Genomic DNA, 26,256 nt, shown 5'->3' with positions numbered 1-26,256 from the left:
GCTCCTGTCGTCAGGGACGTACCGTCACCCGGTTCGCCTCACCGACGAACCGGGCGGCCTGCTCCGCGACCTCGTCGGCGTGGCGGACGTGGCAGAAGTGGTCGTAGTGCTCGTGCACCAGCAGGGTGGCCCGGGGCATGTCCCGGCCCAGCGTGGCGGCGGCGGCCGGGGACAGGGTCGGGTCGGCCCCGCCGGCCAGGATCAACGTCGGGATGTCCACCGTGGTCAGCGCCAACCCGCCGCTGCTGACGAACTGGTCGAAGACGGTGAGGAAGCCGGCCGGCCCGATCCGGTCGATGGCCTTGGCGAACATCGCGTCGAGCAACGCGGCGTCCAGCTTGCGCAGTCGCGCGCCGACGCGCAGCCGCAGTCCGTCGCGGACGTGCCGGTCGAAGGTACGCCGGGCCCGGTCGAAGACCTGCCAGGTGATCGGTTGCTCGGGCGGGCAGTACAGCGGGCAGATCAGCACCGTCGCGCGGGCCGCCGGCTGGCCGCCGGCCAGCAGCTCCAGCGTCGCGTTCGCGCCGAAGGAGTGCGCGACGATGGTGTCCGCCGGGCGGGGCAGCCCGGCCAGCCCGGCGGCCAGCCACTGCGCCGGGCTGCCCTGGCGACGCCACCGGTAGTCGTTACCGGCCCGCCACGGCAGGTCCAGGGCGACCACGTGCCAGCGCGGGTCGAAGGCCCGGGCCAGCGGCCGCCACGACTCCCAGGAGTCCTCCAGGCCGTGGGCGAGGACCACCAGGTCTCCCCCGGGCGCGCCGGGGGTCAGCTCGTGTCGCGTCGGGGCCGGGATCATCGGCCGGCTCCGGGGGCGGCGTCGAGGAGCAGTTCGCGTACGCCGTCGGTGTCGTCGCCGCAGGCGACCGCGACCGGGCCGGGCGCTCCGGCGTCCAGCAGCGTCGCGGCCAGCGCCAGGTTCACCACGCCGGCCGCGCCGTAGCAGTCCCCCCAGTGCGCCGCCGGGTCGAAGCCACCCGGCCCGATCCGGCGGTACGCGGCCCGCCCGTCGGACGGCCCGAGCACGGGTCCCGTGCCGGGTGCGGCGGTGGTGGTGAGCACCAGGCAGGCGGCACCGGCGCGCAGCGGGAAAGCCGGGCGACCCGCCTGGTGCAGTTCAGTGGCCACCTCGTCGGCCGGTTCGGCGCCCACCACCAGCACCCGATCGGCCCGTCCGGCGCGCAGCAGCAGCATCGCCGCGCGGACCGCGTCCAGGCCGGCGGTGGCGCCGGAGCAGACCATCAGGTTGGCCGCGCCGAGACCGAACCAGAGCGCCACGGTGCTGGCCACCACGTTGCTCGACGCGTTCGGGGCGGCCAGCGGACTGACCGCGCGACCGCCCTCGGCGTGCACGGTGCGGGCCAGGTCGGCGACGGTGGCGACGTTGCCGAGGTTGCCGGCGACCACCACCGCGGTCCGGGGGTCGACGCCGTCGGGCGGGTGGCGGCCGGGCGGCAGGCCGAGCGCGCGGTGCACCGCGCAGAGCGCGAGCCGGGTGGCGGTTTCCTTGTAGAGCAGGCCCTTGCGGCCGAGGACCTGGTGGGCGCGGTCGGCGGGCACCGCGTCGGCCAGGGTGGCGGTCAGCCGCGACGCCGACGTGTCGGACCACGCGGCCAGGTCGGCGGCGAGACCGCCCGCCTCGGGCAGGTGCAGGCTCCACCCGGCCACCCGCACCGTCACCGGGGCGGTGGTGCCGGTGGACCGGGTCGGGTCGGGGGCGATCAGTGGGCTGGTCACGGGGCCTCCACCAGGGTGACGGCGTTGACGCCGCCGAAGCCGAACGCGTCGGACTGGACCAGCCGGGCCGGGTGCCCGGTCGCCTCGGTGGGAAACCGCAGACCGGCACCCTCCGGCAGCGGACGGCGCAACCCCACCACCGGCGGCACCCGGCCCTGGCTCAGGCAGCGGCGCGCCACGTCGAGGTTGACCAGCGCGGCGGCCCCGGAGGTGTGGCCGGTGGCCCCCTTCACGGCGGTCACCAGCGGGTCCGCGCCGCCGCTCACCAGCACCTGCCGGAGCGCCTCGCACTCGGCCGGGTCGTTGAGGGCGGTGCCGGTGCCGTGCGCCACGACCAGGTCGACCTCGGCCGGTTCCCGGCCGGCGCGGGCGAGCGCGTCCCGCATGGCGCGGGTGATCCCGGCCACCGACGGGGCGGTCTCGTGGTGGGCGTCGCAGGACAGGCCGGTGGCCACCACCCGGGCCAGCGCGGGTCGGGTGTCGTCGTCGGGCACCAGCACGGCGGCGGCGGCACCGTCGCCGAGCAGGACACCCTGCCGGTCGGCGTCGAAGGGCCGGACCGTCTCGGTGGGGTGGTCGACGACGCGACCGATCATCGCCAGCATCGACTCGGTGGTGGCGTCGACGCCGCAGACCAGCACCGCGTCGGCGTCACCGAGCATGAGCAGGTCCTCGGCGAGGGCCAGGACGTGCCCACCGGCGCTGCACGCGTTGCTGACGGTCACCACCTCCCGCAGGCCGGGCACGGCCGTGTGCACCGCGTCACCGAAGTGCAGCCGGTGGGCGGCGAACGCGTCACCGCCGGTGGCGTACGCCTCCACCGCGGCCAGTTCCCGCAGGCCGGTGCCGACCAGGGCGACCACGCGGCGACGCCGGGGGTCCAGCGCACCGGCGGCGACCGCCCGGGCGGCGCACTCGGCCACCCAGCGGCTGGCCGCGAAGACCCGCTCCGCGCCGTCGTCGATGTGGTAGCCGTGGGCGACGTTGAGGGCGGCCGATGCGCCGTGTCGCAGCGGACCGATCCCGCTGGTCCCGGCCAGCAGACCGGCGAAGGTCCGGTCCCCGTCGCCGAGACAGGTACGCAGCTCGCTAGCGGTCAGACGCGCCGGCACCCGGCCACCCCCTGACGATGGCGGCAGCGGTGCCGCCGTCCGGGCTGCGCGAGGTGATCAGCGCCAGGCGCGGCGTGTCGCCGGCCGGTGCGGTGGCGAGGAAGGTGGCCAGCGCGAGCCCGCCGGTGGCCGCGTCGCAGCGCCCGAAGAGGCGGCTGGCCCGGATCCGGGTCGGCACCCGGCCGAGCGCCGCGCAGGCCGGGTCGAACTCGTCGGTGTCGTCCTCGGCGGTCTCGCCGGTCAGGACGTAGTCCACCTCGGCCGGATCGACGCCGGCGCGACGGACCGCCCGGGAGACGCATCCGGTCAACGCCCGGTCGGCGGCCGGACCGCCACCCGGGCCGTACGCGGTGGCCAGCGCGAGCACCTCGGCCTCCCGGCGCACGCCGGCCCAGGCGGGCTGTTCGGCACGGGTGAGCACGAAGACCACGGCGGCCTCCCCGGTCGGCACCGGCTGCTCGGGGCGCCCGGTCAGCCAGGTGGTCCAGGCCCGGTGCGGGCTGAACTCCTCCACCGCGCCGACCAGCATCGCGTCGACGTAGCCCCGGGCGATGGCGTTGCTGCCGTAGCGCAGCGCGTCGAGGAAGGCGAGCGAGCCGGTCGCCACCGTGGCGTTGACCCCGCGCAGGCCGTGCCGGATGGCGGCCTGCCCGGCCGCGCAGTTCATCACAGTGTTGGGGAACAGCACCGGGTTGACCAGGTACGGCTTCTCCTGGACCAGCGTCTCCCGGGTGTAGTCGCTGGTGGAGCGGAAGCTGCCCAGCGAGGTGCCGAGCACCAGGCCGAGCCGGGCGCGATTGGTGTCGTCCAGTTCCACGCCCGCGTCGCGCAGCGCGTCGCCGCACGCCACCACGGACAGCGCGGTGGCCCGGTCGTAGAAGCTGGTGCCCTTGCGGCCCAGGTGGTCGCGGACGTTGAAGTCGACCAGCGCGTGTCCGGTCGGGCTGGGCAACGGCTCGTCGCTCAGCGTGGTCACGTCGACCGGTTCGGCCCGGGGCGGCTCGCCCGGTACGCCGGCCGGGACACCCGCCGCGACGGCGGCCAGGCGTTCGGCCAGCGCGGTACGGCCCACCCCGGCCGGGCTGACCGCGCTCCATCCGGTGATCACGACCCCGCTCATTCGACGGCTCCGATCAGGACGATGGCGTTGTTGCCGCCGAAGGCGAACCCGTTGTTCTGCACCACCCGGACACCGGCCTGCCGGGCGGTGTTCGGCACCGGGTCCAGCCCGGCCAGGGCCGGGTCCGGATTGGCCCAGTTGATCGTGGGCGGCAGGAATCCGTGCGCGATGGCGAGGGTCCCGGCGATCGCCCCGAAGCCGCTCGCCGCGCCCATGGTGTGCCCGATCATCGACTTGATCGAGCTGACCGGGGGCACCCGGTCACCGAAGACGTCGAAGATGGCCTGGGCCTCCACCGAGTCGTTGGCCGGGGTGCCGGTGCCGTGGGCGCAGATGTAGTCCACGTCGGCCGGCTTGACCGAGGCGTTGCGGTGGGCCGCGCGCATGCAGGCCGCGATGCTGCCCCGGTCCGGCGCGACGGGGTGGTTGGCATCGCAGTTGACGCCGTACCCGAGGACCTCGGCATAGATCCGTGCGCCCCGGGCACGGGCGTGGTCGAGGGTCTCCAGCATCAGGATCGCCCCGCCCTCGCCGGTGAGGATGCCGGAGCGGTCCCGGTCGAAGGGCGAACAGGCGTCGGCGGTGAGCGCCCCCAGACGGTAGAAGCCGGCGTGCGCCCAGCGGCAGACCGAGTCGGCGCCACCGGCGAACATCACCTCCGCCTCACCGGTGGCCAGCATGTCGTACGCGTAGCCGATCGCGTAGTTGCTGGCCGAGCAGGCGGTGGCCAGAGTCAGCGACTCCCCCGCCAGATCCAGTTCGGTGCTCACCGCGTGCGCGAGCCGACCCGCCGGCACCTGCCGCAGCAGGTCCGGGTCCATGCCCTCGAAGCCGGACTCGACCTGTTGGGCGGTCACCGCCTCGACCACCACCGACTCGCCGCTGGTGGTGCCGACCACCACCCCGGCCCGCTCCGGCGCGACCGCCGCCGGGTCCAGACCGGAGTCGGCCAGGGCCAGGCGTGCGGCGGCGGCCGCGAACTGCGCGGACCGCCCCCAACGCGCCACGTCGATCCGGTTCAGCAGCGCCTCCGGGCGGAACCCGGGTACCTCACCGGCGTTGCGGTGGGGGAAACCGCTGGCGTCGAAGCTGCGGATCGGCGAGATGCCCGATCGGCCTTCACGCAGGCCGTCGGTGAACGCGGAGACGCCGATCCCGATGCTGGACACCGGGCCGAGCCCGGTCACCACGACCCGGTTCATGCTCAGGCCTGGTCGGCTGAGTGACGCACCACCGCGTCGTAGACCGCTTTGAGGTTGTTGAGCTGCGGCAACTCCGACTGCGGAATCTCGATCTTGAACTTCTTGTCGATCCGCGCCAGGATCTCGATCGCCCGCAGCGAGTCGGCCTCGTAGTCCTCGGCGAAGTCGCCGGTCTCGGTGAGCTCCTCCGGCTCGAGCTCCAGCACCTCCGCCACGATCTCGCGGAGTTCGGCCATGCGGGGGTCGGTCTGCGTCATGACAGGTCAGCCTTTCCAGCGGAGGTTTGACGAAGCCGGCGGCACCCCGGGCCGGGAGGACTCCCGGCCGGTGGGGACGCCGACGGTTCCCGAGGTGGCGGTCTCGGCGCCGGCCGTGGCCGTGAGCGCCGTACGCGGGCGTCGGGCCGCCATCAGCGTCCCGACGCGGGCGATGCGGCGGTCGCCGACGTACGTCTCGCCGGTGGCGAAGGCGGTGTCGGCGATCACCCGTTCCAGGTGGACCACGTGACGCAGCACGTCGCCCGGGTAGGCGACACCGTCGAAGGTGAAGTCGCGCGCCCCGACGAACATCAACACGTGCTCGTCGCCCACCGGGGTGTTCGATCCGGTGAGCCAGAGCAGGGCGGCGGTCTGCCCGAGCGACTCCACCAGCAGCGACGCCGGGTAGGCGTAGTCGCCGGGCGGCGCGTCATCGGTCAGCGCCCGGTAGCAGGGCTCGGTGGCGGTGACCGTCTTGACCGCCTCGATCCGGTCACCGGGCGCGAGCCCCAGCACCCGGTCGACCAGCAGCAGCGGGTACCGCTGCGGCAGGAGTGCCCGGACCTGGTGGTGACCGAGCCCTCCGCCGGTGACGGTGGGCGAGCCCGACGGGTCGGGCCCGGTCGGCTCGACCAGGTCGCCGCCGTCGAAGCGGGCGCGCATCGTCACGGTCACGGTGCCGTCGTCCCGGCGGCCGGAGGCGGTCACCGCCCACCGGTCGGGTCCGTCCGCGACGGCCTTGATGTCCAGGGTCAACCGGTCGGGTGGCAGCAGCGGCGCCAGGAACCGCACGGCCTCGACCGCCCGGGTACGCAGGCGGGGTCGACCGGCGCCACGCAACGCGATGTCGACCGCCTGCGCGAGGGCCTCGAGAACGAACACGCCGGGGAACACCGGAAAGCCGGGGAAGTGACCGCACAGGTTCGGGTCGTCCGGGCGGACCGGCACCGCGGCGATCACCTCGACGTGCTCGCCGACCGCGGTGACCTGGAGGTCGTCGACGGCGGCCAGCGGCGCGGCGCCGGGCGGGCAGCGGCGGGTGGTGACGGTCGGGGCGCTCACAACGTGATCCCCCCGTCGACCTGGAACACCTGGCCGGTGATGTATCCGGCGCGCGGCGAGCAGAGGAACTCGACCAGGTCGGCGACGTCCTCGGCGCGGCCGAAGCGGCGTAGGGCGATCTGGCCGAGGGCCTGTTCGCGCAGCTTGCCGGAGAGCGCGTCGGTCATGTCGGTCTCGATGAAGCCGGGGGCGACCACGTTGACCCGGATGTCGTACCGGGCCACCTCCTTGGCCAGCGAGCGGCTCAGCCCGATGATCCCGGCCTTGCTGGCGGCGTACGCGGTCTGGCCGGTGTTGCCGTACACGCCGGCCACCGACGACATGTTGACCACCACGCCGGCTCGACGCTTCATGAAGCGGAAGGTCATCGCGCGGCAGAAGTTCCAGGTGCCGGTGAGGTTGGTCGAGATCACCGCCGACCAGTCCTCCTCCTTGGAGAGCACCAGGGGGCTGTCCCGGGTGATGCCGGCGTTGTTGACCAGACAGTCGATCGGCCCGAGCGCGTCCTCGGCAGCGCCGACGAACGCCTCCACCGCGGCCAGGTCGGTCACGTCGCAGGGCGCGAAGTGCACCGGCACCCCGAACGCCGCGACCTCGGCCCGGGTCTTGGCCGCCGCCTCGCTGGCGGTGCTGTAGCAGCCGGCCACCGCGTAGCCCTGTTCGGCGAGCCGCAGCGCCGTCGCGCGCCCGATTCCCCGCGAGACGCCGGTCACCAGAGCTCGAAGCTGAGTGGTCAAGCCAACCTCCCCTGTCGGACGACTGCCGACCGAACGCGATACAACACTCCACTGACGCGTATGTTGTATCTGTTCCGCGCCAACATACTGACCCACCGGCGACGGGCTCAGCAAGTGGTGTCGTATGTTTTTTTTGCCACCTCGACGGGCACCAGACCGAGCTCGTCGAGCACCTGCGCGGTGTGCTGCCCGGGGGCCGGCGCGCCGTGTCGCACCCGGGTCGGAGTACGCGAGAACTTCGCCGCCGGACCGACGATCGGAGCGGTGCTGCCGTCGCTGAGCACGGTGGGTTGCAGCATCGCCCGCTGGGCCAGGTACGGATCGGCGGCCACCTCGGCCACGGTGCGGACCCGGGAGACGGTCAGACCCCGTCCGACCAGCTCGGCGACCACGGCGTCCGCCGGCCGCCCCCGGCACCACCCGGCCACCACGGCGTCCACCTCGACCCGGTTGGCCAGCCGGTCGGCCGCGCGCCCGAAGTCGGGGGCACGGGCCAGCTCCGGGCGGTCCATCGCCTCGGCCAGGTCCCGCCAGTGCCGGTCCAGCGCGACGGCGAGATAGATCTGCCCGTCGGCGCAGTCGTAGACGTTGGACGGCACCACGAAGTCGGTCTGGTTGCCCCACCGCTCGGGTGGACGCCCGGCGGCGGCGAGGGTGTGCAGGCCGGCGCTGCCGGCGAGCATGGCGTCGAACATCGCCACGTCCACGTGCTGCCCCTCACCGGTGCGCGCCCGGTGCCAGAGGGCGGCCAGCGCGCCGATCGCCCCGTGCAGACCGGCCAGCTCGTCGGCGAGGAACGTCGGCGCCCGGACCGGTCCGGCGTCGGGTGGCCCGTTGAGCGCCATCCACCCGCTGGCCGCCTGCATGATCGGGTCGTAGGCCGCCTCGGTACGCCGCTCGCCGTACTGGCCCCAGCCGGAGATCGAGACGAAGACCAGGTCGGCGCGGACGGCCCGGCACTGCGCCCAGCCCACCCCCCATCCGTCCAGCGTGCCGGGACGGTAGTTCTCCACCACCACGTCGGCGGTGGCGACCAGCCGCAGGAAGGTCTCCCGGCCGGCCGTCTCGCGCAGGTCGAGCCCGGCGCTGCGTTTGTTGCGGTTGACCGTCTGCCGGAACCACGACAGACCGGTGCCGGGAATCCGGGGCGGCACCTCGCCGTCGCGCCCGTGCGGCAGCTCCACCCGGATCACGTCGGCGCCCAGGTCGGCGAGGATCGCGCTGGTCAGCGGGCCGGACCAGACCTTCGTCACGTCCAGCACCCGGATTCCGTCCAGCGGTCCGGCCAGATCGTCGCGGGCCTCGCGATAGAAGTCCCCGGCGTCGTGCCCGTGCACCGCGCTCACATCCGCTGCAGGATCGAGGCGGTGCCCAGCGCGCCACCGCAGCACATGGTGACCAGGGCGAGTTCCCGGTCGGTGCGTTCCAGCTCGTGCAGCGCGCTGACCAGCAGCCGGGTGCCGGAGGCGCCCAGCGGGTGACCCAGCGCGATCGCGCCGCCGTTGACGTTGACCCGCTCCGGGTCGGCGTCGTGTGCCGCCGTCCAACCGAGCACCACCGCCGCGAACGCCTCGTTGACCTCGGCGACGTCGATGTCGGACAGTCGCATCTTGGCCCGGTCGAGGATCTTGCGGGTGGCCACCACCGGCCCCTCCAGCAGCAGGGCCGGATCGGAGCCGGTGACCACCTGGTGCAACAGGCGGGCGCGCGGGCGCAACCCGAGCGCGGCGGCCCGTTCGGCCGACATCCAGAGGATCGCCGCCGCGCCGTCGGAGATCTGCGAGGTGGTGCCCGCGGTGTGCACGCCGCCCTCGACGGTGGGCGTGAGCGCGGCCAACCCGTCCGGGCTGCTCTCGCGCAGGCCCTGGTCCCGGGTCACCTCGACGGTGTCGCCGTCGGGGCCGGGGGCGCGGACCGGGACCACCTCGGCGTCGAAGCGTCCCTGCGCCCAGGCCGCCGCCGCGCGCCGTTGCGACCGCAGCCCGTACGCGTCGGCGGCGGCCCGGTCGACGCCGTACTTGGCGGCGATCCGCTCCGCGCCGCCGAACTGCGCCTTGGGCGGGTCGTCCCACGGGTAGTCGTCGGTCTTGTAGTGGCCGGGGCCCTGGTAGAGGTTGGTGCCCACCGGCACCCGGGTCATCGACTCCACCCCGCAGGCGATCCCCACGTCGATCGCCCCGGCGGTGATCAGCGCGGAGACCAGGTGGTTTGCCTGCTGCGCCGAGCCGCAGGACACGTCCACGGTGGTGCAGGCGACCTCCGGGTCCAGCCCGGTGCTCAGCCAGGCGTTACGGGTCACGTTCAGACTCTGCTCGCCGACCTGGGTGACGCAACCGCCGATGATCTGGTCCACCGCCGAGGCCGGCAGGTCGACCCGGTCGAGCACCTCCCGCTGCACGGTACGCAGCAGCTCGACCGCCTTGAGTCCACCCAGCCAGCCGTTCCGCCGACCGATCGGGGTACGCGCCGCCGCGACGATCACCGCCTCCGCCACGGCGCTCACTCCCCCCGCAACGACAGGGCGAGCTTCGGGCAGCCGCGTACCGCGGTCTCGACCTGCGGCAACTGCTCCGCCGACGGCTGCTCGACCAGCACGTACATCAGGTCGTCGTCCCGGATCTCGAACACCTCCGGGGCGCTGTCGGCGCAGACCCCGTGGCTGTCACAGCGGTCGTAGTCCACGACTATCCACATCGTCTTCTCCCACGCTTCGGGTTGGCCGGGGCACGCCCACGATAGATGACGCATGTAGGATTCGCCGACCAGAAACAACAGACACTTGCGCGAGAGAAGAAACGTCGCATAGCGTCGGGCGGTCCGCTCCGGCGGGTAGCTTCCCCGATGGCACGTCCTGGAGGCCGAGCATGCTGACCGGATGCGTCCCCTGGCCCGACGAGTTCGCGCAGCGCTACCGCCGCGACGGTATCTGGCGCGGCGAAGTGCTGGGTGACCTGCTACGCCCCTGGGCCGCACGGGACCCGGACCGGATCGCGGTGGTGACCCGGCACGGCCGGCACACGTACCGCGAGCTGGACACCCGCGCCGATCGGCTGGCCGCCGGCCTGGTCGCGCTCGGCGTCGGGGCGGGTGACCGGGTGGTCGTGCAACTGCCGAACACCCCCGACTTCGTAGTGACGTGTGTGGCGCTTTTCCGACTCGGCGCGCTGCCGGTGCTGGCGCTGCCCGCCCACCGCCGGGCCGAGCTGGTCTATCTCGCCGAGTACGCCGACGCGGTGGCGCTGGTGGTGCCCGACGTGGTGGCCGGCACCGACCACCGGGACCTGGCCCGGGCGGTACGCCGGGCGGTGCCCTCGGTCCGGCACGTGCTGGTGGCCGGCGAGCCGCAGGAGTTGACCGCGCTGCGCGACGTCGACGCCGAGCCGGTGGACCTGCCCGCCCCCGACCCGTCGGAGGTGGCGTTCTTCCTGCTCTCCGGCGGCACCACCGGGCTGCCCAAGCTGATCCCGCGCACCCACGACGACTACGCGTTCCAACTGCGCGCCACCGCCGAGGCGATGGACTTCGACGAGAACGGCGCGTACCTGGCCGCGCTGCCGGTGGCGCACAACGCCGCGCTCGGCTGCCCCGGGGTGCTGGGGGCGCTGCGGGCCGGCGGTCGGGCCGTCCTCGCCGCGAGCCCCGCCCCGGACGAGGTGTTCCCGCTGGTCGCGGCCGAGCAGGTCACGCTGACCACGCTGATGCCGGCGCTGCTGCCGGTGTGGACCGAGACCGCCGGCATCTTCGGGGCCGACCTGTCGAAGCTGGTCATCGAGGTGGGTGGTGCCACGCTCAGCCCGGAGGTGGCCCGCCGGGTGCGCCCGGCCACCGGCGCCACGCTGACCCACTGGTTCGGGATGGCCGAGGGGGTGCTCTGCTTCACCCGCCCGGACGAGGGCGACGAGGCCGCCGCCACCAGCCAGGGCACCCCGCTGAGCCCCGCCGACGAGCTGCGCGTGGTGGACGACGCCGACCGCGACGTGCCCGACGGCGAGGTCGGCGAACTGCTCGCCCGGGGTCCGTGCACGCTGCGCGGCTACTACGCGGTGCCCGAGCACAACCGCACGGTCTTCACCGCCGACGGGTTCCTGCGCACCGGTGACCTGGTCCGCCGCGACGCCGCCGGACGGCTGGTGGTGACCGGTCGGATCAAGGACGTGGTGAACCGGGGTGGCGAGAAGATCTCCGTCGACGAGGTCGAGGCCCACCTGATCGCGCATCCGGCGGTGCGGACCGCCGCCGTGGTGCCGGTGCCGGACGCGCGCCTCGGCGAGAAGACCTGCGCGGTGATCGTCGCCCGGGACACCCCGCCCGGCCTCGGGGATCTGCACGACTTCCTACGCGAACGCGGGCTCGCTGACTTCAAGCTGCCCGACCGGCTGCACATCGCGCCCGCGCTGCCGTACACGCCGGTCGGGAAGATCGACCGGCGGGCGCTGGCCCGTGAGGTGGCGGCGGCGTGACCCGCCCACCGTCGGTCACCGGCACCGCCGACCGGGTGCTCTGGCTCGACGGGCTGCCCGCCGACCAGCTCGCCCCCCGCCCGCCGCTGGACGGCGACACCACCGCCGACGTGGCCATCGTCGGCGCCGGGTACACCGGCCTGTGGACCGCGTACTACCTCAGCGTGCACCGTCCCGAGCTGTCCATCGTGGTCGTCGACGCGGGGCGGGCCGGGTTCGGGGCCTCCGGACGCAACGGGGGCTGGTGCACCGCCGAGATGCCGGCGCTGCTGCCCGGTCTGATCCGCCGGCACGGACCGATGGCCGCGATGCGGCTGTACCGGGCCGGCCAACGCACCCTCGACGAGCTGCGCAAGGTGTTCGCCGCGGAGGACATCGACGCGCACTGGCGGCACGACGGTTCGCTCTACGTCGCCCGCAGCGCGCCGCAGGTCGACCGGCTGCGCGGCTGGCAGGAGGTGCGGGACAAGCTCGGCATCACCGGCCTCACGCTCACCGTGGGGCCGTCGGCCGCCGCGCAGATCGGTCTGACCGGGGTACGCGCCACCGCGTACACGCCGCACTGCGCCGCCGTGCAGCCGGCCCGCATCGCGCGCGGCCTGCTCGCCGCCGTCGAACGTCGCGGGGTCCGCGTCGCCGAGCGGACCCGGGCCCTGCGGATCGCCCCGGGTCTGCTGGTCACCGACTCCGGCACGGTGCGCGCCCGGTCGGTGCTCTGCGCCACCGAGGGCTACACCGGTCGGCTGCCCGGACACGCCCGGCGGGTGCTGCCGCTGCACTCGTACGTGTTGGCCACCGAGCCGCTGGACGACGCGACCTGGCAGCGGCTGGGCCTGACCGACCACCGGACCGTCGCCGACGGGCGCTACCAGTTCGGCTACCTGCAACGCACCCTCGACGACCGGCTGGTGCTCGGCGGGCGGGGCGCCTACTACCGGTTCGGCTCGGCCACCGACCGGGGCCGCACCGCCGACCGTCGGGCGCACGACCGGCTGCGCCGCACCCTGGCCGAGCTGCTGCCCGACCTCGCCGACGTGCCGGTGTCGCACCGGTGGAGCGGGGTGTACGGGCTGCACCGGCACACCGAGCCCGAGGTGGTCTACGACCGGGACACCGGGCTCGGGCACGCGGGCGGCTACGGCGGCGAGGGCATCGCGCTGAGCAACCTGGCCGCCCGGTCGCTGGCCGCGCTGGTGGCCGGGGTCAGCCGCCCGGAGACCCGACTCTGCTGGGTGGACAACGCGTCCCGCCGGTGGGAGCCGGAACCGTTGCGGTTCATCGGCGTGCGGGGCGTGAGCGCGGTCGCCACCGGCGCCGACCACTACGAGCACCGTATCGACCGGACGGCGCCCCTGGCCCGGCTCGCGCTGCGCGCCATCGTGTGAGCCCCCGACCGGCTGTGCCCCCGACCAGCGACGAGGAGCCTGGCATGGACGACCTGCAGAGAATGCGCAAGGTCTGGGAGTTCATCTTCCAGCAGTCGGTCACCGACGACGCCGACTTCTTCACCGATCTCGACGGCGACTCGATGGCCGCCGCCGCCCTCGTGCACCACGTGGCCGAGGAGTTCGGTGTCTCGCTGCCCCTGTTCGAGGTCTTCGACCGCCCGACGCCCGCGGAACTGCTCGCGGCCGTACGGGAACAGCTCACGGTCGGCTGACCGCCGGCCACCCCAGCGAGGAGCACGATGGACCAGCTCACGGCAACCGGGTTCGGACTCAGCGACCTCCAGCAGGCGTACCTGATCGGCGAGCTGGGTGACTTCCAGCTCGGCGGCCCCGCGCTGTTCTACGAGGAGTACGCCGCGCCTCCCTTCGACACCGACGCGTTCGCCACGGCCGTGCAGGCCCTGGTCCGCCGGCATCCCATGCTGCGCTGCGCGGTCGGCGAGGACGGCCAGGTGCGGATCCTGGACGACCCGCCGTCCCCGCTGTCGGTCCGGTCGCTGCGCGGTGAACCCGCCCACCGCCGCGCCGAACTGCTGGCCGCCGGCCGCCGGGAACTCTCCGGCGACGGACCGCCGCTGACCGGACCGGCGGCCTTCCGGATGCTCGTCTGGTGCGACGACGGGGAGTACCTGGTCCAGATGGCCGGGCGCCTGATCGTCTTCGACGGCCAGTCCGGCGAGGTCTTCGCCCAGGAGCTGCGCACCCTGCTCGCCGGTGGGGACCTCGCGCCGCTGGACTTCACCTACGAGCGGTACCGCCGGGAGCTGGACCAACGCCGGGACGGCCCGGAGTACGCGGCGGCCCGCCGGTACTGGACCGACCGGCTCGACGACCTGCCCGGCGCGCCGGAGCTGCCGCTGCGCCGGGGTGGACGGCACGACGGCCCGCTCATCCGGCGCGTCTTCACGCTGCCGGTCGCGGTGACCGACGCGTTCTCCGCCGCGCTGCGCCGCCGTCGGCTCACCCCGACGATGGCGGTGGCCGCCGCGTTCGCCCGGGTGCTGCGGCACTGGAGCCGCCAGGACCGGTTCACCGTCAACATCATGTACGGCGAGCGGCTCAACCTGCACCCGGACGTGTCCCAGTTGATCGGCAGCTTCGCCAGCACCCTGCTGCTGGAGTGCTCACCGGCCGGTCAGGAGAGCGACTTCGCCGCCGACGCCGCCGCGTTGCGGGGCCGGATGCTGCGCGACATGGCGCACGGCGCGTTCAGTGGGGTGTCGGTGATCCGGGAGTTGAACCGCCGCTCCGGGACGGTCTCCGGTGCCCGGATGCCGGTGGTGTTCACCAGCATGCTCGGGCTCGGCTCCGACACCGACCCCGTCTTCCTGGAGCTGCTCGGTTGGCAGCGCCGCGAGTCGCTGGTCCGTACCCCGCAGGTCGCCTTCGACCACCAGGTGTTCATGCGTAACGGCGAGATGGTGTTCAGTTGGGACACCGCCGACGGGCTCTACCCGCCCGGCATGGTCGACGAAATGTTCGCCGCGTACCGGGCCCTGCTGGTCGACCTGGCCGGCGACGACGCGGCCTGGTCGACGGCGCGGGGTGACCGGCTCACCCCGGCGGGGCAGCTCGCGGTCCGGGCGCAGGTCAACGACACCGCCGCCGAGGTGGCCGCGCAGACCCTGCACGGCGGCTTCCTGGCCCAGGCCCGCCGCACGCCGGACGCCGACGCGGTGGTCACCTCCGCCGGCACCGTGACGTACCGGGAGCTGCGGGCGCGGGCGGGTGTGGTGGCCGCCGCGCTGCGGGCCGCCGGACGCGGTCCGGGTGACCTGGTCGCGGTCGTCGCCGACCGGGGCGTGGACCAGATCGCCGCGCTGCTCGGGGTGCTGATGACCGGCGCGGCCTACGTGCCGGTGGCACCGGCCTGGCCGCTGCCGCGCCGCGCGCAGATCCTCGCCGGAGCGGGTGTCCGTGCGGTGCTCGGCGAGACCGACGACGATCTCGACGGTGCGCCGGCCGACGCGGTCCGCTGGCGGTTGGCCGACCTGCCGCCGGGCGACCTGCCCGACGCCGAGGTCGCCGACGACCCGGAGGCGCTGGCATACGTGATCTTCACCTCCGGCACCACCGGTACGCCGAAGGGCGTGATGATCCGTCACCAGAGCGCGGCGAACACCATCGTGGACGTGAACACCCGCTTCGGTGTCGGGGCCGCCGACCGGGTGCTGGCCGTCTCGGAGTTCACCTTCGACCTGTCCGTGTACGACGTCTTCGGCCTGCTGGCCGTCGGCGGCGTCGTGGTCGTTCCCGATCCGGGCCAGGCCCGCGAGGTGGTGCACCTGCACGAGTTGGCCGTCCGGGCGGGCGTGACGGTGTGGAACTCGGTGCCGGCCTACCTGGCGATGTTCGTCGACTACGTCCGGGCCGCGGCGGACCGGGAGCGCCCGGAGGCGCTGCGGACGGCGATGGTCAGCGGCGACTGGGTGCCGTTGTCGCTCGGCCGCGAGCTGGCCGAGATCGCCCCGAGGGCCCGGTGCGTGGCGCTCGGCGGGGCCACCGAGGCGTCGATCTGGTCGAACTGGTTCGACGTCCCCGCCCGGGTGCCCCCGGAGTGGACCAGCGTCCCGTACGGCTGGCCGCTGCGGAACCAGCGCTTCCACGTCCTGGACTCCCGGCTCGCCCACCGGCCCGACTGGGTGCCCGGGGACCTGTACATCGCCGGACGCGGGCTGGCCGACGGCTACCTGCACGCGCCGGAGCTGACCGCCGCCGCGTTCGTCACCCACCCGGTCACCGGTGAGCGGCTCTACCGCACCGGCGACCTGGGCCGGTACCGCCCGGACGGAGTGATCGAGTTCCTCGGCCGCGACGACCCGCAGGTGAAGATCAACGGCTTCCGGGTGGAGCTGGGCGAGATCGAGGCGGCGCTGGTGGCGCAGCCGGGGGTGACCGACGCCGTGGTGGTCGCCCGCCGGGGCGAGCGGGGTGCGTCGCTGGTCGCCTTCGTGGCCGCCGAGGCGGCGAAGCCGGACCTCGCCGACGAGGTCCGCGCGGCGCTCGGCGCGACGCTGCCCGCGTACCTGGTGCCGCCGGTGATCGAGGTGCGGGAGGCGTTGCCGCTGACCGGCAACGGGAAGGTGGACCGGGCCGCCCTGGTCGCGGACGCGGCCGGGCTGGCACCGAGCGGCGGGCGGTTCCGCGCTCCGCACACCGCCACCCAGCGGCGGCTGGCCACGCTCTGGTCGGACCTGCTCGGCCTGCCCTCGGTCGGCGTCGACGACCCGTTCTTCGCCCTCGGCGGCAGCTCGTTGCAGGCCGCGCAACTGATGAACCGGGTCGAGCGGGAGTTCGGCAGTCGGCTCCCGCTGGCTGCCCTCTACCAGCACCGCACCGTCGCCGAGCTGGCCCGCCTGCTCGACGAACGGGACGGCGCCGCCCGGTCCTCGCCGGTGCAGTCGCTGGCCCCTGGCGACGGCACGCCGGTCGTGCTGATCCACCCGGTCGGCGGCGACCTGCTCTGCTACCGCGAGCTGGTCGCGCGGCTGCCGGAGGGCTGGCCGGTCCTGGGGGTCGCGTCGCCCGCGCTGGACGGTACGGCCACCGTGCCGCCGACCCTGACCGAGCTGGCCCGCGCCTACCGGGGGGAGCTGACCGCCGCGCTGCCGGCGGACACCCCGGTACGCCTGGTCGGCTGGTCGCTCGGCGCGGTGCTGGCGTACGAGGTGGGTCGGCAGTTGACCGAGGCGGGCCGCACCTGCACGGCGGTGCTGATCGACCCCTGGGTCGGTCCGCCCGGTGCGCCCGCCGAGCCGAGCGCCGCCGAACTGGTCCGGGCGTTCCTGACCGACGTGACCCGGGGCGAGGTGTCCGACGACGCCGCGGTGGGCCCGGACGCCTCCGGAGTGGAGGCGTTGCGGGCGGCGTGGCCGCAGGTGGCCGCCGCCCGTCCGGCGCTGGCGTCGCTGGGCCTGGACTCGGCCGAGCGGCTGTTCGAGGTCTTCGCCGCGCACACCCGGGCGCTGGTGCGCTACCCGGTCCCGGCGGCGCCCGGCCTCACCGTGCACCTGCTGGAGGCCCGGACCGCGCTGGGCGGCGCGGCCGGCGGCTACCTGGTGCCGCTGGGCGAGCGGCTGCCCGAGGGGGCCGTGACGACCCGGCGGCAGGTGCCCGGCGACCACTTCGCGGTGACCGACCCGGACGCGGTGACCCCGACCGCCGCCGTGGTGACCGACGTCCTCACCACGTCCTGACCGAGAGACGCCCGGGGTACGGATCCGTACCCCGGGCGCGTGGTCGACGGATGGTTCAGCTTCGGTGCAGCCGGTCGAGCAGGTCGGCGCGGATGCCCGGGCGGGTGCCGAAGACCAGCAGGAACAGCGCCTCCCGCATCAGCCGCTCGGCCGGGCGGTGCCGCAGCACGGCCGCGCTGCCGGTGGTGGTGGCCAGCAGTCCGGCGGCGCGCAGGGCCAGGGCGGCGGCCGCGCCCCGGGCCGAGGGCAGCTCCTCCGGGCCGGCGGCGTCGAGGGTGGCCCGGCACTCGTCGATCGCCGCGTCCAGCGGACTCGGCCCGATCAGGCGGGCGCAGCGGGTCGCCACGCCCAGCGGCAGGGACCCGTTGAACCGCAGGGTCGCCGGGTCGCGTTGCAGATAGACCTCGTGCGGGACGACGCCGGTGACCCGGTGCTCCGGCACGAAGTGGCCGGTGAAGGTGACCTGCACGGTGCGGCTCGCCGACACCGCCACCATGTCGACCGGCGTGACGCTGAGCGTGTCGCTCTCGGTGGCGTCCAGCAGCGACCAGACCAGCGTGTCCGAGGCGTCCCGGGCGGCGGTGAACAGGGTGTCGACCAGACCCCACCCGGTCACCCAGGACGCGGTGCCGTGCAGCAGCCAGCCGCCGTCGACCGCTTCGGCGCGTACCGCCGGGGGGCCGGGCCGGGTGGCGGAGAGGATGGCCAGCCCGGCGCGTCGCTCGCCCCGGCACAGTGGCTCCAGCCACCTCTCGGAGATGCCCGGCCGTTGGCTGTGCGTCGCCGCCATCACCGCGCTGTGGTGTTGCGCCCAGACGAACGCCGTGGTGAGGCATCCGCTGGCAATGATCTCCAACGCGCGGGCCGCGGTGGCGGTCTCCTCGGCGGCCATCTCGCTGAACTGCGGCGGGCCGGCCAGGCCGTAGAAGCCCTCGGCGGCGAGCAGGTCGAGGTGGGTGCCCGGGACCGTGTCGGCGGCGTCGACCTTCTCCGCCGCCGGGAACAGCACCTCCTCGGCGATGCGCTCCGCGCGGTCCAGCACCTTGGCAGAGTTGCTCATCGGTCGGTCCACCGTCCGTTCCGTCGTCAGTCGGTGTGGGTTCTGCGCACAGCCTAACGAAGACACCACCGGCGGCCTAGAAGCTACATAAAGACAGTGTTGTGTTTGCCGCAAACGACGGACACTATGCTGAGAAACGTCAATCCACGGGGGAGGTCGCAGGTGACCGAAGATCCAGAAACACGGGCCGAACGGGTCGGTCTGTTCTATGACCTGATGGGCCCGTTCCTCGACGCCGTCTACGGCGACAACCTGCACTACGGCTACTGGTCCGACGAGCACGACCCGGCAGGCGTCGCGCAGGCCCAGGCACGGCTCAACGACGAACTCGCCGGTCGGCTGGCGGTCGGGCCCGGCGACCACGTCCTGGACGTCGGCTGCGGCACGGGCGGCCCGAGCCGCCACGTGGCCCGGGTGACCGGCGCCGAGGTCAGCGGGGTCTCGCTCTCCGGCCGTCAGGTCGAGCGCGCCGGGGAACTCGCGGAGAAGGAGGGCCTGGCCGACCGGGTCCGCTTCACCCGGGCCGACGCCACCGCCCTGCCGTACCCGGACCGGTGCTTCGACGCGGCGCTGGCGCTGGAGGTGCTGGTGCACGTGCCGGGCAAGGCCGCCGCGTTGAGCCAGGTGCACCGGGTGCTGCGCCCCGGCGGGCGGCTCGTCCTCGCCGAACTCACCCTGGTCCGGCCGATGGACGACGCGCAGGCACGGATCTGGTCGGGGATGCCGATGTCGACGCCGCCGACCGCACCGGACTACGTCGAGCTGGTCCGCGCGGCCGGCTTCGAGGTGGTCGACGTCGTCGACGCCGGGGCTCACGTCCGCCGCTCGCACGAGGCCACCCGCGAGGCGGTGGCGCGCGAGCGCGAGCGCCTCGCCGGCACGTACGGGCCCCGGGTGTTGCGCCAGCTCGGCGACGCGGTCCTGGACCTCCAGGCGGTCGCCGAGTCCTGCCTGGGCTACCTGCTGCTCACCGCGCACCGGCGGGGGTGACGCCGATGCGCAGGCCACCGCCCGGCGGCCGGTGCCGACCCCATTACCCGAGGAGGAACCCGTGTACCGACCACGTGCCGTGCACCGCGCTCTCGCCCGGCTCACCGGGGCGCCCCGGGGGCGTACCTGGCCCGGTGGTTTCACCGACCGTCTCACACACCCGGTGCCCGGCCCGGCGGCGGTGCTGCGGCTGATGCGCGAGCGCGGCACCCACCCGGTCGGCGCGACCGGTGGCCGGGTGCCGGTGGTGGACGAGGCGGTGCCCCGGGTCGGTGCCGGACAGACCGCGGTGACCTGGATCGGGCACGCCACCTGCCTGGTGCAGATCGGCGGCCGGGCGGTGCTGACCGATCCGGTCTTCGCCGACAAGATCCCGGGTACGCCGCGTCGGTACACCCCGCCCGGGGTGCGCTGGGAGTCGCTGCCGCCGATCGACGCGGTGGTGATCAGCCACAACCACTTCGACCACCTCGACGAGCCCACCGTGCGCCGGCTGCCCCGGGACACTCCGGTGCTGGTGCCGGCCGGGCTGGCCTGGTGGTTCCAGACACGGGGTTTCCGCCGGGTGGTCGAGCTGGACTGGTGGGAGTCGACCGTCGTCGGCGGCGTACGGTTCGACTTCACCCCGGCGCACCACTGGAGCCGGCGGGGCCTGTTCGACACCTGCCAGAGCCTCTGGGGCGGCTGGCTGATGACCAGCGAGGAGGCACCGACCCACCGGGTCTTCTTCGCCGGTGACTCGGCGTACGGGCCGGCCTTCGCCGAGATCGGCGCCCGCTTCCCCGGCATCGACGTGGCGTTGCTGCCGGTCGGCGCGTTCCGACCGCGCTGGTTCATGAAGCCGCTGCACATGGACCCGGCCGAGGCGGTCCGCGCCTGCGGCGACCTGGGCGCGGAACGGATGCTCACCATCCACTGGGGCACCTTCGCGCTCTCCGCCGAGCCGGTGCTGGCCCCGGTGGAGCTGGCGCGCAAGGCGTGGGCCGAGTCAGGCCGACCAGCGGACACCCTCTGGGACCTCGCGGTCGGACAGAGCCGGCTGTTCGGCACCACCGACCGGAGCTGAGCAGGCGGCCCGGCCGGTGGTGACCGGCCGGGCCTCCTGTTCGCTGTGGTTCCCGGTCGTCGGGCCGGACCGCTGCGGGGTGCGGTGCGAGGGATCAGCGGCTGGCGCCGGCAGCCCGGCGTGCGGCACGTCCGGCGAAGAACGACCGGGGCGCCAGCGCGGCCGGGTGCGGCAGCATCAGCGGCAGCCGGTCTCCGGTCTCCTGCCGCCAGATGAACAGGTGCGCGCCCTTGTCGCCCATCGCGCCCTTGGCGAACTTCGGCTGGTTGACGGTCACGTACGCCAGGTCGGTGTACTCGGTGTCGCGGCGCAGCACCAGGTCCCGCAGGATCTTGCCGCCGGTGTGGCTGGGCGCGATCCCGTTGCCGGTGTAGCCGTGCCCGTACACCAGGCCGTCGTCGGTGCGGCCGAACTGCGGGATGAAGGTGCGGCTCCAGCCGATCGGGCCGCCGAAGGCGTGGCTGAACCGGACGTCCCGCCAGGCCGGGAAGAAGCGGGCGAAGGACTCCCGCAGGGCGGCGTGGGCAGCGTCGTTGCGCAGGTGCGAGCGGTCGGTGTCCCGCTGGTCGTAGTAGTACCACCGGCCGCCGGACCAGACCACCCGGTTGTCGGCGGTCAGGCGCGCGGCATGGGCGAAGGAGAGCGAGTTGCTGACCCCCTCCCGGCCGGGCCAGGCGACCCGGGAGAGCTGCGCGTCGGTCAGCGGTTCGGTCACCATCAGGTAGTTCCACACCGGCATGACCTTGGTGTGGGTCTGGGCGAAGCTGTGCTGCCAGGCGTTGGTCGCCAGGACGACCTCGTTGGCGGTGATCGTGCCGGTGGGGGTGGTCACCCGGTACCGTCCGCCGACCTTGCGGACCTCGGTGACCGGGGTCCGCTCGTGGATGTCCACGCCCTGCTCGCGCACGACGCGGGCCAGGCCCTGCACCAGCCGGTGCGGGTTGACCAGTGCGCCGGTGGTGCGCAGCGCGCCGAGCACCTGCGGGGAGCCGATGCGCTGCTGCGCCTCGTCGCGGTCCAGCAGCTTGAACGACCCGCGCAGGCCGGTACGCTCGCTGCGCTTGACCTGGAGTTCGAGCCGGGCCAGTTGCTTGCGGTCGGTGACCACCTGGAGCACGCCGTTCATGGCGAAGTCGGCGTCGATGCCGTACTGGCGGCAGAACCGCCCGATGTCGATGATCGACCGGGCGCCGCTGCGGTAGACACCGGCGGCCTTCTCCCGACCGTAGTACCAGAGCAAACGGCGCAGCACCTTACCCGCGGTCAGCCCGACGAACCCGCCGTTGGCGCTGGACGCGCCGCCGCCCACCGCCTGCGCCTCCAGCACCTTGATGTCGGCCGAGGGCTCGGCCTCGGCGAGGAAGTGCGCCGCCCACAGGCCGGTGTAGCCGGCGCCGACGATGCAGATGTCGCAGCTCGCGTCACCGTCGAGGGGCTCGCCGACCTCGACCGGCTCGGTGTCGTGCCAGTAGACGCTGTTCCGGGTCTCTTCCACGTCGCTCTCCAAGTCGTCGGTCCGCACCCACTATCCATAGTGTGTGTTGTGTTCGGCAAGACCCGACAATCACTGCCGGTCGGCGGCCAGCCGCGCCGCCCGCTCGGCCCGGTGCTGCTGGCGCAGCCGGTTCATGAAGTAGTCGGCGTTGAGCCAGTAGAACTCCAGCCAGATGTTGTCCGGGTCGCGCAGCCAGATGCCGTAACCGGCCTCCAGGAACAGCTCGCGGACACCGGAGTGCTCGGCGCCGACGGCGTCCAGGTGCGCGGCCCACTGGTCCAGGTCGGCCAGTTCGGGCACGTGGTAGCCCAGGTGGTGCAGGCCCACCCGGCGTTCGTCGAAGGGGGCCGGATCGGGCTCGACGGCCTGACCGAGCACGATCGAGGAGAGCGAGCCCCGGTGCACCAACGTGCGGAAGGTGAACCCGGACTCGGCCGGCGTCGCGTCGCGTACCGGTGTGAAGTCCATGACCCGGCAGTACCACTCGGTGCTGCGATCCAGGTCGCGGACGGTCAGGTTGACGTGGTTCCTGCCGTTGAGTTTAGGCACATGACGCATCATAGATGCTTCACTTGTATCTTGGGTGTGGCGTGTTGTCGTCGACAACCGGTAGCGTGTCGTCACCTGGCAGCGCGCTGCCCGTACCGGGCCGGAACGGATGTGAGGAACCGGGCATGCATCTGAACGTGTTCACCCAGTGCTCGCCGTCACCGCAGTTCAAGGGCATGTGGCGGCTCCCCGGCGACCGTACGGCCACCGGATACCGGTCGCTGGAGTACTGGATCTCCCGCGCCCGGCAACTGGAGGCGGCCTGCATCGACGCCTTGTTCTTCGCCGACATCCACGGCGTCTACGACGTCTACCGGGGTTCCTGGGCACCGGCGGTGCGGCACGCGGTGCAGATCCCCTCGATCGACCCGGCGCTGCTGCTGTCGGCCGCGGCGGCGGCCACCCGGCACCTCGGCTTCGCGATCACCTACTCCACCACGTACCACTCCCCCTACGAGTGCGCCCGGCTCTTCTCCTCACTGGATCACCTCACCGGTGGCCGGGTCGGCTGGAACATCGTCACCTCCTACCTGCGCTCGGCCACCGCCAACGGCCTCGGGGAGTACCTCGACCACGACGAGCGCTACGAGCGGGCCGACGAGTACGTCCAGGTCGCCCGGGCCCTCTGGGAGGACAGCTGGGACGCCGACGCGGTGGTCCGCGACGCCGAACGCGACATCTTCACCGACCCCGACCGGGTCCGCCAGATCGACCACGAGGGCCGCTGGTTCAGCGTCCGGGGTCCGCACCAGTGCGAACCGTCACCGCAGCGCACCCCGGTGCTCTACCAGGCCGGTTCCTCGCCTCGGGGCATCGAGTTCGCCGCCCGGCACGCCGAGGTGGCGTTCCTGACCCTGGCCGATCCCGCCTCGGGCGCGGAGCCGGTGGCCGCCCTACGCGCGGCGGCGGCCCGGCACGGCCGGGACCCGGGCATGGTCAAGGCGTTGCAGGGCGGCATGGTCATGATCGGGCGGGACCGGGCCGAGGCGAAGGCCAAGGCCGAGGCGTACAACACGCTGTGGAGCAGCGAGGGACAGCTCGCCAAGTGGTGCGGCTGGATGGACATCGACCTCGCCGCCTTCCCCGACGAGACCCCGGTGGACGAGATCCGCAGCCAGGCCAGCCACTCGTTCCTCGGCTTCCTGCGCAAGCTCAGCCCGGACCGCACCTGGACCGTCGGGGACGTGAAGTACCTGGTCTCCCGCCCCCGCCGGCCGCGGGTGGACGCCCCGGTGACGTTGTTCGGCACGCCCGAGCAGGTGGCCGACCGGATGGAGCAGTGGCTGACCGTCGCCGACGTGGACGGGTTCAACCTGATCCCCAGCCCGCCCTCGGACGGCATCGACGACATCTGCGACCTGCTGGTGCCGGAGCTGCAACGGCGGGGCCTGTTCCGGACCGCGTACGACCCGGCGGAGACGACACTGCGCGAGCGGTACTTCGGCGCCGGGGTGAGCACCTACCGCGACCCGGCGCGCGCCGTCACCGCGCGGGAGGGCTGAGGGATGCACCTGCGCGACACCCCGCAGGAGGCCGCCTTCCGCCGTGACCTGCGCGCCTGGCTGGCCGAGAACGTGCCCCGACACCGCGACGGCGGCGCACCCGGCGACTGGACCAAGGCGTTGCACGCGGCCGGCTACACCGGACTGACCTGGCCGGCCGCCTACGGCGGACGCGGACTGGCCCCGACCTACCAGGGCATCTACGCCGAGGAGAGCGCGCTGGCCGAGGCGCCCGACCACGGCAACGTGATCGGCCTGGGCATGGTGGGACCGACCATCGTCTCGCATGGCAGCCCCGAGCAGCAGGAACGCTTCCTGGAGCCGATCCTGTCCGGCGCGTACGTCTTCTGTCAGGGTTTCTCCGAGCCGGACGCGGGCAGTGACCTGGCCGCGGTGCGGACCCGGGCGACGGCCACCGCCGACGGCTGGCGGGTCACCGGCGAGAAGGTCTGGTCGTCCTACGCGCACCAGGCCGACTGGTGTCTGCTGCTGGCCCGCACCCAGCCCGACTCCACCGCGCACACCGGCCTGACCTGCCTGCTTGTCGACATGCGCAGCCCCGGGGTGCAGGTGCTGCCGCTGCGGCAGAGCACCGGCGACGCCGACTTCAACCAGATCGTGCTCGACGACGTGCTGGTGCCCCGCGACTGCGTGTTGGGGCCGGTCGGCGAGGGCTGGCGGATCGCGATGACCACCCTCGCCCACGAACGCGGCACCTTCGGCATCACGCTCACCGCCCGGCTGACCGTCGAGTTCGACCGGCTGCTGCGGACCGTACGCGACCTCGGGCTGGCCGACGACCCGACAGTCCGTGCCGAGGTGGCCGAGTTGCACGTGCAGTTGCAGGCCCTGCGCTGGACCGGTCACCGGACGATGGCGACGCTGGCGCGGACCGGCAAGCCCGGTCCGGAGAGCTCGGTACTCAAGCTGCACTGGTCGGTCACCAACCAGCGGCTGGCCGCGTTCGCGCTGCGTCTGCTCGGCCCGGCGGCGATGCTCGACGGCCCGGACAGTCACGCCGCCGGTCACTGGCAGCACCTGCGGTTGCGCAGCCGCGCCAACTCGATCGAGGGCGGCACCTCCGAGATCCTGCGCGGCATCATCGCCGAGCGCGTGCTCGGTCTGCCCCGCACCCGGTGACCCGGAGAGGATGACCATGGACTTCGCCCTCACCGACGACCAGCGTGACCTGGCGTCGGCCGCCGCCCGGCTGCTCGCCGACCGGTACCCGCTCGACCGGGTGGCCGCGCTCGCCGAGGCCGGCGACGCCGACCCGGACGGATGGCCGCACCTGCGCCGGCAGGGCTGGTGCGACCCGGAGCTGGGCGTGGTGGAGAAGGGCCTGCTGGCCCAGGAGGCCGGGTACGCGCTGGCCGCCACCGGCTGGTGGAGCACGGTCGGCCTGACCCACCCGGTCCTCGCGGCGGCCGGGCGTGAGCTGCCGACCGGCCCGCTCACCCTGGCCTGGCAGGACGACCCGGACACCGGCCAGGGCGCCCGCGCCGAGCAGCGCTCCGGCACCTGGCGGGTGACCGGTCGACGTGGCCTGGTCACCGAGGCGGCGGGGGCCACCGCGCTGGTGGTCGCCGCCGACACCGACACCGGACCGGCCCTGTTCCTGGTGGACTCCTCGGCCGACGGGCTCACCGTCGCGCCGCAGCCCGCCCTGGACCGGCTGCGCGGCGCCGCCCGGCTGGACCTCGTCGGCACCCCGGCCGAGATGCTGATCGGACCGGAGCACGCCGAGCGGGTGCTGGCCGACGCGCGCCGGCACGGCGGCACGTTGCTGGCCTGCGAGGCCGTCGGCGTCGCCCGCCGGGCCCTGGACCTGGCCCGCCGACACGCCCTGGACCGGGTGCAGTTCGGCCGACCGATCGGGGCGTACCAGGCGGTGGCGCACCGGCTCGCCGACGGCTACGTGGCACTGGAACTGGCCACCTCGCTCGCCCTGCGGGCCTGCTGGCTGGTCGGCGCCGGGCCGGACGACGCGGCACCGGACGAGACCGCCCAGGCGTACGCCGAAGCCGTCGTCGCGGCCCGCCGGGCCGCCGTCCGCGCCTGCGAGGACGCCCTCCAGGTCACCGGCGGACTCGGCGCGACCTGGGAGTACCCGCTGCACTGGTGGTACCGCCGGGCGCTCTGGCTGGACAGCTTCGACACCCCCACCGACCACCACCTCGCCACCCTCGCCGGTCACCTGCTGAACGGGCGGGCGCAACCGGCACGGCCGGCCGCGTGACCCCACCGGCCGACGGCGCACCGACCG

The 26,256-nt window shown here is 73.9% G+C and carries 23 protein-coding genes; 9 read left to right on the top strand and 14 right to left on the bottom strand.

Features of this window, described 5'->3' with window-relative positions:
* Positions 1-10: 10 nt before the first annotated feature.
* The 11 genes from ACIBO1_RS26245 to ACIBO1_RS26195 form a co-directional block, all read right to left on the bottom strand.
* Positions 11-796, bottom strand: a complete 786-nt coding sequence (locus ACIBO1_RS26245) for an alpha/beta fold hydrolase (RefSeq protein ID WP_396751011.1) — start codon at positions 794-796, stop codon at positions 11-13.
* Positions 793-1,734: a beta-ketoacyl synthase N-terminal-like domain-containing protein gene (locus ACIBO1_RS26240; protein ID WP_396751009.1), complete on the bottom strand. Its 942-nt coding sequence runs from the start codon at positions 1,732-1,734 to the stop codon at positions 793-795. Before ACIBO1_RS26240 ends, ACIBO1_RS26245 begins: the two co-directional genes overlap by 4 nt.
* Entirely contained in the window at positions 1,731-2,846 is a 1,116-nt protein-coding gene (locus tag ACIBO1_RS26235; RefSeq protein WP_396751007.1) for a beta-ketoacyl synthase N-terminal-like domain-containing protein, read from the bottom strand. The genes ACIBO1_RS26240 and ACIBO1_RS26235 overlap by 4 nt, the downstream gene beginning before the upstream one ends.
* The gene (locus ACIBO1_RS26230) at positions 2,824-3,966 is read right to left on the bottom strand and encodes a beta-ketoacyl synthase N-terminal-like domain-containing protein (protein WP_396751005.1); all 1,143 of its coding nucleotides are present in this window, start codon (positions 3,964-3,966) and stop codon (positions 2,824-2,826) included. Before ACIBO1_RS26230 ends, ACIBO1_RS26235 begins: the two co-directional genes overlap by 23 nt.
* Entirely contained in the window at positions 3,963-5,168 is a 1,206-nt protein-coding gene (locus tag ACIBO1_RS26225; RefSeq protein ID WP_350694631.1) for a beta-ketoacyl-[acyl-carrier-protein] synthase family protein, read from the bottom strand. The genes ACIBO1_RS26230 and ACIBO1_RS26225 overlap by 4 nt, the downstream gene beginning before the upstream one ends.
* Before the next feature lie 2 nt (positions 5,169-5,170).
* Positions 5,171-5,425, bottom strand: coding sequence for an acyl carrier protein (locus ACIBO1_RS26220; RefSeq protein ID WP_117227778.1), 255 nt, complete (start codon positions 5,423-5,425; stop codon positions 5,171-5,173).
* A 6-nt stretch (positions 5,426-5,431) separates the two neighbouring features.
* On the bottom strand, positions 5,432-6,487 hold the full coding sequence (locus tag ACIBO1_RS26215; protein ID WP_396751003.1) for a 3-hydroxyacyl-ACP dehydratase FabZ family protein: 1,056 nt from the start codon (positions 6,485-6,487) through the stop codon (positions 5,432-5,434).
* A complete protein-coding gene (gene fabG, locus ACIBO1_RS26210; RefSeq protein ID WP_350694635.1) occupies positions 6,484-7,224 on the bottom strand; it encodes a 3-oxoacyl-[acyl-carrier-protein] reductase in 741 nt (246 codons plus the stop codon). The genes ACIBO1_RS26215 and fabG overlap by 4 nt, the downstream gene beginning before the upstream one ends.
* A gap of 107 nt (positions 7,225-7,331) precedes the next feature.
* Positions 7,332-8,570: a CaiB/BaiF CoA transferase family protein gene (locus ACIBO1_RS26205; RefSeq protein ID WP_396751001.1), complete on the bottom strand. Its 1,239-nt coding sequence runs from the start codon at positions 8,568-8,570 to the stop codon at positions 7,332-7,334.
* The gene (locus tag ACIBO1_RS26200) at positions 8,567-9,718 is read right to left on the bottom strand and encodes a steroid 3-ketoacyl-CoA thiolase (protein ID WP_396750999.1); all 1,152 of its coding nucleotides are present in this window, start codon (positions 9,716-9,718) and stop codon (positions 8,567-8,569) included. The genes ACIBO1_RS26205 and ACIBO1_RS26200 overlap by 4 nt, the downstream gene beginning before the upstream one ends.
* Positions 9,719-9,723: 5 nt before the next feature.
* Positions 9,724-9,918, bottom strand: coding sequence for a ferredoxin (locus ACIBO1_RS26195; protein WP_350694639.1), 195 nt, complete (start codon positions 9,916-9,918; stop codon positions 9,724-9,726).
* A 170-nt stretch (positions 9,919-10,088) separates the two neighbouring features.
* On the opposite strand from ACIBO1_RS26195, the gene ACIBO1_RS26190 reads away from it, so the two are divergent.
* The 4 genes from ACIBO1_RS26190 to ACIBO1_RS26175 are packed head-to-tail and all read left to right on the top strand — an operon-like array spanning position 10,089 to position 17,328.
* Positions 10,089-11,684, top strand: coding sequence for a (2,3-dihydroxybenzoyl)adenylate synthase (locus tag ACIBO1_RS26190; protein WP_396750997.1), 1,596 nt, complete (start codon positions 10,089-10,091; stop codon positions 11,682-11,684).
* The gene (locus tag ACIBO1_RS26185; RefSeq protein WP_396750995.1) at positions 11,681-13,069 is read left to right on the top strand and encodes an NAD(P)/FAD-dependent oxidoreductase; all 1,389 of its coding nucleotides are present in this window, start codon (positions 11,681-11,683) and stop codon (positions 13,067-13,069) included. The genes ACIBO1_RS26190 and ACIBO1_RS26185 overlap by 4 nt, the downstream gene beginning before the upstream one ends.
* A 44-nt stretch (positions 13,070-13,113) precedes the next feature.
* Complete coding sequence (locus tag ACIBO1_RS26180) at positions 13,114-13,344, top strand: acyl carrier protein (RefSeq protein WP_350694643.1); 231 nt, start codon at positions 13,114-13,116, stop codon at positions 13,342-13,344.
* 27 nt (positions 13,345-13,371) lie between these two features.
* The gene (locus ACIBO1_RS26175) at positions 13,372-17,328 is read left to right on the top strand and encodes an amino acid adenylation domain-containing protein (RefSeq protein ID WP_396750993.1); all 3,957 of its coding nucleotides are present in this window, start codon (positions 13,372-13,374) and stop codon (positions 17,326-17,328) included.
* A gap of 55 nt (positions 17,329-17,383) precedes the next feature.
* Here ACIBO1_RS26175 and ACIBO1_RS26170 read toward each other — a convergent pair whose 3' ends face one another.
* Positions 17,384-18,388, bottom strand: a complete 1,005-nt coding sequence (locus tag ACIBO1_RS26170) for an acyl-CoA dehydrogenase family protein (RefSeq protein WP_396750991.1) — start codon at positions 18,386-18,388, stop codon at positions 17,384-17,386.
* A gap of 162 nt (positions 18,389-18,550) precedes the next feature.
* On the opposite strand from ACIBO1_RS26170, the gene ACIBO1_RS26165 reads away from it, so the two are divergent.
* A complete protein-coding gene (locus tag ACIBO1_RS26165) occupies positions 18,551-19,378 on the top strand; it encodes an SAM-dependent methyltransferase (RefSeq protein WP_396750989.1) in 828 nt (275 codons plus the stop codon).
* 61 nt (positions 19,379-19,439) lie between these two features.
* A complete protein-coding gene (locus ACIBO1_RS26160) occupies positions 19,440-20,444 on the top strand; it encodes an MBL fold metallo-hydrolase (RefSeq protein ID WP_396750987.1) in 1,005 nt (334 codons plus the stop codon).
* Positions 20,445-20,538: 94 nt separating this feature from the next.
* On the opposite strand, the gene ACIBO1_RS26155 is transcribed toward ACIBO1_RS26160, so the two are convergent.
* Positions 20,539-21,966 (bottom strand): NAD(P)/FAD-dependent oxidoreductase, encoded by a 1,428-nt coding sequence (locus ACIBO1_RS26155; protein WP_396750985.1) that lies wholly within the window; start codon positions 21,964-21,966, stop codon positions 20,539-20,541.
* Between the two features lie 42 nt (positions 21,967-22,008).
* The gene (locus ACIBO1_RS26150; protein ID WP_396750983.1) at positions 22,009-22,497 is read right to left on the bottom strand and encodes a VOC family protein; all 489 of its coding nucleotides are present in this window, start codon (positions 22,495-22,497) and stop codon (positions 22,009-22,011) included.
* 116 nt (positions 22,498-22,613) lie between these two features.
* Between ACIBO1_RS26150 and ACIBO1_RS26145 the strand changes: the two genes are divergently transcribed.
* From ACIBO1_RS26145 to ACIBO1_RS26135, 3 genes are read left to right on the top strand one after another with little or no spacing between them, the layout of a single operon-like run.
* Positions 22,614-23,990, top strand: a complete 1,377-nt coding sequence (locus ACIBO1_RS26145) for an NtaA/DmoA family FMN-dependent monooxygenase (protein ID WP_396750981.1) — start codon at positions 22,614-22,616, stop codon at positions 23,988-23,990.
* Between the two features lie 3 nt (positions 23,991-23,993).
* A complete protein-coding gene (locus ACIBO1_RS26140; protein ID WP_396750979.1) occupies positions 23,994-25,130 on the top strand; it encodes an acyl-CoA dehydrogenase family protein in 1,137 nt (378 codons plus the stop codon).
* 16 nt (positions 25,131-25,146) lie between these two features.
* On the top strand, positions 25,147-26,229 hold the full coding sequence (locus ACIBO1_RS26135; protein WP_396750977.1) for an acyl-CoA dehydrogenase family protein: 1,083 nt from the start codon (positions 25,147-25,149) through the stop codon (positions 26,227-26,229).
* Positions 26,230-26,256: the final 27 nt, after the last annotated feature.

The organism is Micromonospora sp. NPDC049903 (assembly GCF_044460945.1).
Classification (GTDB): Bacteria; Actinomycetota; Actinomycetes; order Mycobacteriales; family Micromonosporaceae; genus Micromonospora.
Note: the sequence above shows the minus strand (reverse complement) of the source record. Positions and strands in the feature narration are given on the sequence as shown.